Origin of the sequence: Gluconobacter sp. P1C6_b (assembly GCF_018811945.1) — a bacterium.
Taxonomy (GTDB): domain Bacteria; phylum Pseudomonadota; class Alphaproteobacteria; order Acetobacterales; family Acetobacteraceae; genus Gluconobacter.
Map to the genome: position 1 here is coordinate 1 of NZ_JACRVU010000059.1, position 1748 is coordinate 1748.

Annotated in this window: 3 protein-coding genes; all 3 read right to left on the minus strand. The window is 55.6% G+C overall.

Annotated features, from left to right (window positions below; all coding sequences use genetic code 11):
- Positions 1 to 169: transposase (locus KP701_RS16055; RefSeq protein WP_215746824.1), on the minus strand; the 169-nt coding region annotated here is incomplete at its 3' end.
- Between the two features lie 363 nt (positions 170 to 532).
- A complete protein-coding gene (locus tag KP701_RS16515; RefSeq protein ID WP_215747905.1) occupies positions 533 to 1258 on the minus strand; it encodes a FecR domain-containing protein in 726 nt (241 codons plus the stop codon).
- Positions 1259 to 1560: 302 nt separating this feature from the next.
- Positions 1561 to 1748, minus strand: a 188-nt coding sequence (locus KP701_RS16065; RefSeq protein ID WP_215747448.1) for an integrase core domain-containing protein, incomplete at its 5' end; no start/stop codon positions are given.

Here is a 1748-nt window from a genome sequence, read left to right on the forward strand (position 1 = left end):
CGTAGCGTTCATGCATGTCACGCCAGGGACAGCCGGTCCGCAGAACATGCAGCATGCCATTGAGAAACAGGCGGTTGTCTCCGGCTGGACGGGCCCAACGTCCACGCTCAGAAGGCAGAAGCGGGCCAATCACCGCCCATTCATGATCCGTCAGATCGCCTCGTGCCATGCCTGTTCTCTCTGCTCCTGACCCCACAGACAGGAAGTGAATCAGATCTCAGGCAGATCGTATAGATCTTTTGTCAACTCGACCTAGCTTTCAGAAAGAATCACAAGCCACGGCGATATTCTGGTAATTTTAATTCCATAGGCATCGGCCAAAGCCTTGATCGCTGCCTGCGGATGCCGCAGATCGTAGACACCCGTTACGCGGCGGGTGCCAAGCCTGGCCCCACGAAGAATAAGTAGTCCTCGGGGCCACGGGCGGATTGCCTCCACGACATCGGATATTGTCCGGTTCTGGACAGCGAGCACCCCGTCACGCCATCCCGCGATCATAGTGGGGTCGGCATTACCCCGTCTCACAAGATGGTCAGCAGAGATCGCAACAGTTTGTCCGGCGACAAGATCTTCGGATATCGCGGGTGGGGTTAACAGACGTTACCCTGAGCGCACCGCTTTCTACAGAAACCTCTGTTTCCCGTTCTGCTTCCTGCACGTCGAATTTCGTACCGACATCCATGACGTCCAGATCATGCGCGACGACGTGGAAGGGTTGCTCTGCGGAATGTCTTACATCAAACCACGCTTCCCCTTGCAGAAGCCGAACAGTGCGTGAATGCGCATCGGATGTGAATGCGATCGCGGAACGGGGAGCAAGAGTTACCGTGCTTCCATCGGGCAGCGACACGGTTCGTAACTGGCCTACACCCGTCATCTGATCAGCCTGCAAAAAAAGGCTTACATCAGAGCCAACAACGAGCCAGCCTACCGCCACACTCGCGGCAAGGGCTGTTACTCCACACAGTCGTCTGCGACGTACAGTTCGTCGGGACACTATCTGTCCAACGGACATAGGAGACACAGCCTTATTCAAGACTGGACGCCATGTGTCCTCAAAAGCTGGCTTCGTTTCGCCTATAGCGCCATAAACCCGTGAGATTTTGGCCCAGGCACGCGCATTCTCTTCTGTCGCGTGTAACCAGACATTGAATTTCTGACGAATTGTCTGATTTTCACCCTCTTCCTGGAGCGAGATTACCCAATCCAGGGCCTCACTTTCTTCGGGCGTCAGATTTTCCAGATCATCGGTCTCCACCGCGAGGCCCCCAAACACAAACGGACATGCGGGAAGGCATACCCGTAGGCAGACCGATCCATCTCCCTCTTATTATGAAGAGACTATCGGACACGGGATTTTTTCGGGAAAAACATCTTGGCATACGAGAAAATCAGCCCAACTTCGTCAGGCAGTGCGCCACACCCTTACGTATGAAATAATGAGCCTGCGTCGTGGAAACATCCAGCGCTTCCGCGATTTCCCGTAGTTTTGCACCACCCTGAGGTGGTCCCGTCCGTTCGGACAGTTTTGCGGGCTTGATAAGCTATACCCGGTTGTTGTTATGCCGCCCTTCTGACGGCGTTGCTGTTGGCCATCTGGTCCGGGGTTAACCCCGGACCAGATGGCGTCGGCACGTCATGATACGCCTCATCGGGCGTACGTCCAGCCAGCGCCGTATGCGGACGCCTTTCGTTATAATGGGCGATCCATCTGCCAAGCCCGGCCCTCAGCTCTGATCCGGTCTCGA